This window comes from Nostoc sp. 'Peltigera membranacea cyanobiont' 213 (assembly GCF_002245975.1).
Classification (GTDB): domain Bacteria; phylum Cyanobacteriota; class Cyanobacteriia; order Cyanobacteriales; family Nostocaceae; genus Nostoc.
Genome location: NZ_NOLI01000234.1, coordinates 1 through 6039 on the forward strand (window position 1 = coordinate 1; position 6039 = coordinate 6039).

At 40.9% G+C, this 6039-nt stretch carries 3 protein-coding genes and 1 pseudogene; 1 reads left to right on the forward strand and 3 read right to left on the reverse strand.

All coding sequences use genetic code 11. The features are described from left to right. Positions 1-351 precede the first annotated feature (351 nt). Entirely contained in the window at positions 352-489 is a 138-nt protein-coding gene (locus tag CDG77_RS37130) for a hypothetical protein (RefSeq protein WP_190234133.1), read from the reverse strand. A 164-nt stretch (positions 490-653) separates the two neighbouring features. On the opposite strand from CDG77_RS37130, the pseudogene CDG77_RS38220 reads away from it, so the two are divergent. Continuing rightward, positions 654-749 (forward strand): annotated as a pseudogene (locus CDG77_RS38220) (IS1 family transposase); the annotation flags it as partial. A 1-nt stretch (position 750) separates the two neighbouring features. On the opposite strand, the gene CDG77_RS32775 reads toward CDG77_RS38220, so the two are convergent. Together CDG77_RS32775 and CDG77_RS32780 are read right to left on the reverse strand one after the other, a co-directional pair. Next, complete coding sequence (locus CDG77_RS32775; RefSeq protein WP_094333368.1) at positions 751-2379, reverse strand: serine hydrolase domain-containing protein; 1629 nt, start codon at positions 2377-2379, stop codon at positions 751-753. Between the two features lie 146 nt (positions 2380-2525). Next, on the reverse strand, positions 2526-6039 hold a 3514-nt coding region (locus tag CDG77_RS32780), incomplete at its 5' end, for a non-ribosomal peptide synthetase (RefSeq protein WP_143857144.1).

Below are 6039 nucleotides of genomic sequence, written 5' to 3' on the forward strand. Positions count from 1 at the left end.
TTTTGATAATGTATCAATTAAGTTATCTAAAATTTGACTAACCCAAGTGTTTTTTTCTCACTTGTGAGAAATCCGGGTTAAACAAACTCAAAGCTTGAATTTATTACTTCTACTCTTCCGACTTCTGCCTCCTGCCTTCTGCCCTCTGCCTTCCCCCAACCGAGATCACCAAAAGTTGCCAAGAACCATTATGGGTTCTTGTCAGATTTTGGTGATGATGAAAGGTTACGCGCTTTAAGGCAGAAGGCAGGAGGCAGAGGGCAGAAGGGTTTAAAACGTTTTCTTATCCGGGCGTGGGATTTGTGACTTCACTCTTGCGATCGCTTACGGCTTTCAAGTGATGCAGATGTTCTATAATCCTAGCAGAGCTTCAATTATGGGAATTTTTCCTTCCTCTTCCTTCTGCCGTCTGCCTTCTGCCTTACCCCAACCAGGATCACCAAAAGTTGCCAAGAACCCATAATTTGTCCTTTTGGCGATTGGAAGCATAAGCCGTCCTTTTCTGCCAAGTTATCGTTCCAGTGACAGGCGTCTGCCATCTGCCTTAAAGTGCGTAACTTTCAATGATCACCAAAATCTGACAAGAACCTATATGTTGTCCTAGTACAGAGTGAAGTATTTCGTGACCGTTTGGCTAAATTATCGTTCAAATCACACTCACCCTTCGCGCATCCGTAGATATGCTTAAACATTCAATTCGATTGTTACTTCACTACTTGAAGTATAGACAAGTGCTCGTGTTTGTATGATTCATCCCGCATTTATGCAACGCCTAAAGTAGAGTCTTCGCACCCTGTCATTACAACGATATAAACCGACAACTTGACCGTCCCGATCTCGCACAAATTCAAACTTATCTGCATTTATATTTGCATATGTAAGATATGTAAGGAAGAGGTCTTGTCCAACAACTTTGAGGTGGGATGGAGAACAACCTTTGCTCTTCAAATACAATATACTACTTGCTAAAATTATTTTAAATTCAGACTCTAATTCAGTAGAATAATAAGTACCAAGATAATCTGTTAATAACTCTTTTGGAGAATCTAGCATTTTCTCAAGAGTAGAGATTTTAATAGCATTGCCGATATCTACTTTGACTATTATTTGAGTCAAATCTTCAGAAAACTCAATGTCATAATCAATCTCATTATCGGCAGATTGAAAATGTTTTGTGTCAATCGGAACAAATGGAAAATGCATCCCTGCTAAATTAGCCATTAATTTTTCATCTTCTATCTCTAATTCCCATATGCTTCCAGTTGTGGAGTTATAATAAAATCCAGTTTTGATCTGTAGTTCTACTACGGGTAAATTAATAGAGTTAATAGAACGCGAAATAGGCTTAACAATATCTATAATATAATCATTTTCTAAATATATATCAGCAATTTTAAAAGCTAATTTAGTTGGGTCGATCGTATTCAGATTAGCCAAACAGATAACAGAAAATTGGCGATCGGGAAATCGAATAAAATCGCTCCGATAACCAGTCCAAGCGCCTCCATGCCGAATTGTTTTCAAGCCGCCGCGATTGCCAATCTGCAACCCAAATGAACCTGAGATAACTTCACCATTATTGAGTTTGCGTGGAGTAGTTACCTCTTCAATTAAATCTTGTCCATAGCCACCTAAAATATTGTGGTAGAAGTTTCGATCCCACAGTAGTAAATCTTCAATCGTCGTGTAAAGCTGTCCGTCTCCACAGAAATCATGAAAAGACATATCGATTTGGAAACTACCTCCATCTTTTGGAGCGTATCCATTAGCTCTATTTTTCACGATTTCCTTGAAGTTATCATGAAAATGAGTATTTTTCATTCCCAATGGAGCAAAAATATTCTCTTGAGCGAATACCCGTAAAGATTTGCCAGAGACACGTCTCACAATTTCTGCTAGTAAAATGTAGCCAGAATTAGAATATAATTGCTCGGTTCCAGGCTCGAAATTTAAGCTTTTTTGTCGAGCAATTAAAGCAATAATTTCTTCATTTGAATACTTATTTTCAAATACCATTCCAGCAAAGGACATCAGAGCCAAATAGTCGCGTAAACCGCTAGTGTGATCTAGTAAATAACGAATAGTAATGGACTGACTATATTGAGGAATTTCTGGAATATATTTTTGCAATTCATCATCTAAGTTGAGAAAATTTTGTCTGGCTAGTAAAACGATACATATTGCTGTAAATTGCTTGGAATTAGAAGCGATATCAAAGACAGAATTAGGAGATATAGGAATGTTATATTCCAAGTTAGCCATACCATAACCGCGCTGATAAATTATCTCCCGACTCTGAATAACAGCAATAGCACATCCAGGGGAATTAGGTTTATCCCACTGAATGAACAATTCATCTACTTTAGTAATGAGCGACATTATTTTTTTACTGATAAATAGGCTCTTTTTCCCCCAGCTACCTCAGCCTTACGGCAGTTGCTCTACTGGGAGAGGAGTCAGAGCGGAGGTTTCCTCCGCTCTGAACTTCGGTGGAAACCCTGTGTACCCGTCACTGCCTCCCCAGTTCACACAACTTTGCTAAAGTTGGCAAAGAAAGCTTGGAGTAATTTCTCATCTACTTCCGGCCAGCGAATGCCAGTATCTGCAAGTCCATTGAGGGTATTTTGGCAATCAAATTTTAAGCTAGATGTTGCATTTGGCGTTGACTCTGAAGTTGTATTGTCTTCAGCCAGCGATATAGCTGAATACAAAGCGTTATCACTAGAAATTTGGGTATTGCGAAGTAGGAGAGCTTGCCAATCCTCATAGGTAAGCTGTTGCAGTGGGTAGCCAAAAGACTTGATGCAGTTAATAAATTGACTCCAAGGAGCAGAATGGGAATTCATTAAATGAAAGGCTTTGCCTAAAGATTTTGGCTGCTGCGACAGGTGGATTAAAACTTTGGCGAGATAGTTTACAGGTGTAATTTCTACCGTGCTGTTCATCTCTGGCGCGCTTTTTAGTTGAATGCAGGCTTTGATGAATCTGTAAAACATGTCATTTGGATTCCAAACGCCGGTTTGACTATGCCATGTTATTCTACCAAGCCTGTAGATACTGCAAGGCAAACCGCGATCGCGTGCCATCATGACAATCTTTTCTGCCACCCATTTACTTTGGGTATAGCCAGCAAGAAGTCCTTGAGAGTGTTCCAGAGGATCGTTTTCTTGAACCACCTCTAATTTAAAATACTCATCTGAAGAGAAAACGCTAACAGTAGAGATGAAATGCACAGGCTTGATTTTGATTTGGCTAGCTAATCTCAAGACTTCCTCAGTGCCACGCACATTTGCTGCTTTTAACAAAGCGTATGGATAAACATGATTCACTAAAGCGCCATTATGGTAAATTGAGTCAATATTCCTAGCCATAAGGTGAAACTGCTCATCACCAAGACCCAGAAGCGGTTGAGATAAATCTCCTAATACTGGAATAATCCGCTCACTGAAAGATTCCTCCCAAAGTAAATAAGCTTTCAGGGTTTCTTGGAGGCGTTGTTTACCTGCGCTCAAGTTGGCAGCACGCACCAAACAATAAATATCTGCTTGAGTTTGTTGTAATAATTCCGCCAGCAAGAAAGCACCAACAAAGCCTGTTGCACCTGTGAGCAGAATAGCTTTTGGTTCACTTACAGGTTGATAAACTAAGTTAAGAGGCTTGATTGTCTCGTCTAGGACGACTTCAGCCTGTAAGTTGACGCTAGTAATTTCATTGCCACTGGCAGTAGAATCTGTTCCACAAGTAGATTCAATGGTTTGAGCCAGTTCAGCGATAGTTGGGGCAGTAAATAAGTGGCGCAACGGCAACTTCATCTGGAAAGTCTCATTTACCTGGGACATCACCCGAATTGTGGAGAGTGAATGACCTCCTAACTCAAAGAAATTATCCAGAACACCCACCTGCTCTAGATGCAGTACATTAGCCCAAATATCTGCCAATACTTTTTCTACAGGGGTACATGGTGCTACAAAATTCACTGCCAACTGGGTATTATGGGAATCAGGAACAGGTAAGGCTTTGCGGTCTACCTTACCATTGGGAGTTAAAGGTAAAAACTCTAAACTGACAAAAGCACTTGGCACCATGTACTGTGGTAATTTTTCTTTCAGGAAAATGCGTAACTCATTGGTAGTCGGTGTTTGCTCGAACTGCGACACAAAATAAGCTACTAAGCGTTTCTCTCCTGGGATATCTTCTCTCGCCACTACCACATTTTCCCTAACTCCTGGATGCTGACTCAGTATTGCCTCAATTTCCCCTAACTCAATTCGGAAACCTCGGATTTTCATTTGATTGTCGATGCGCCCCAGGTATTCTATGTTTCCATCTGGCAGATAACGAGCCAAGTCCCCTGTTTTATATAATTTTGAATTTTGAATTTTGAATTTTGAATTGTTGAAGGGGTTGGGGATGAATTTTTCTTGTGTCAACTCGCTTCGGTTGAGGTAGCCTCTTGCTAATCCTGCACCACTGATGTGTAACTCTCCTTGTACACCAATAGGTACTGGTTGTAAATCCTTATCTAAAATGTAGATATGGGTATTGTCAATTGGACGACCAATGCTTGGTGATGTTTGATCTTGTTTCTTAGCAACTACCAGCCCCGAAGTTGTGACAACACTATTCTCTGTTGGGCCATAATTATTCACTACTTGGAAGGGGACTGAGGCTGGTGGATACTGATTAAGCTTATCGCCTCCAGTCAGGACGTAACGCAAAGCTAAACTTTCCGTAGTCCATTCTAAAGACAATAACTCCTGTGCTATTGGTGTTGGCACAAAACTGATAGTAATCTGGTGTGATATTAACCAATCTCGTAGATTTACTGGCGAAGCGAGGATCTCAGATTTGACTAAGTAGAGACTTGCTCCTGCTGTTAGGTAAGGCCATAATTCCCATGCAGCCGCATCAAATCCTGTTCCTGCTAGTTGGGTGGCTTTGTCACTTGAGGTGATTTTTAAAGTACGCTGATGCCATAACACCAGATTTAATAATCCTTTGTGGGCAATCAGTACTCCCTTGGGTGTTCCTGTTGAACCGGAGGTATAAATCACATAAACCAAATTAGTTGCTTGTACTTCAGTGATTAGATTATCCTGACTTAACTGAGATATAAAGTGCCAATCAGTATCTAAACAAACAACCTGTGCCTGATGGTTTTGTAATTTCTCAACTAGATGCTGTTGGGTAAGTAGCACGGAAACTTGAGCGTCTTCGAGCATAAAACTCAGACGGTCTTGGGGATACTCAGGGTCAAGTGGTACGTAAGCCCCACCCGCCTTAAGAATTCCCAATAATCCCACCACCATTTCTAAAGAACGTTCTACACAAATACCCACTAGCACATCGGCTCCCACTCCCAAAGACTGCAAGTAATGCGCCAACTGGTTAGCACGACAATTCAACTCGCGGTACGTCAATTGTTGATTGTCAAACACCACCGCTACCGCATCTGGGGTACGGTCTACCTGCTCTTCAAACAACTGATGGATACATTTATCTTGGGGATAATCTACTTGAGTATCATTCCAGTCAACTAATAATTGTTGCTGCTCACTTACTGTAAGTATTGGTAATTGCGAAATACGCTCATTAGGATTAGCCACAATTGCTTCAAGCAGTGTCACAAAATGACCAGTCATGCGCTCAATGGTGCTGCTATCAAACAAGTCAGTGTTGTATTCCCACCCTCCCACTAGTCCAGTGGTAGTGCTTTCCATTGATAAAGTTAAATCAAACTTTGCCGTGGAACTTTCTATTGGCAAAGAACTGACAGTTAACCCAGTCAACTCTATTTCGGACATCGGAGCGTTCTGGAGAGCAAACATCACTTGGAACAGTGGTGTATGACTCATGTCTCTTTCTGGCTGCAATGCTTCCACGAGCATTTCAAAGGGCAAATCTTGATGAGCGTAGGCGGACAGTGCCATTTCCCGAATACGCGGGAGTAATTCGTTAAAACTGGGATTAAGAGATAAATCAGTCCGCATCACTAAAGTGTTGACAAAAAAGCCAATTAACCCTTCTATTTCAGTGCGA

Coding starts and splice junctions, on each gene's coding strand:
- CDG77_RS37130 (WP_190234133.1), bottom strand. CDS start 489: ATGCTTCCAATCGCCAAAAGGACAAATTATGGGTTCTTGGCAACTTTT.
- CDG77_RS32775 (WP_094333368.1), bottom strand. CDS start 2,379: ATGTCGCTCATTACTAAAGTAGATGAATTGTTCATTCAGTGGGATAAA.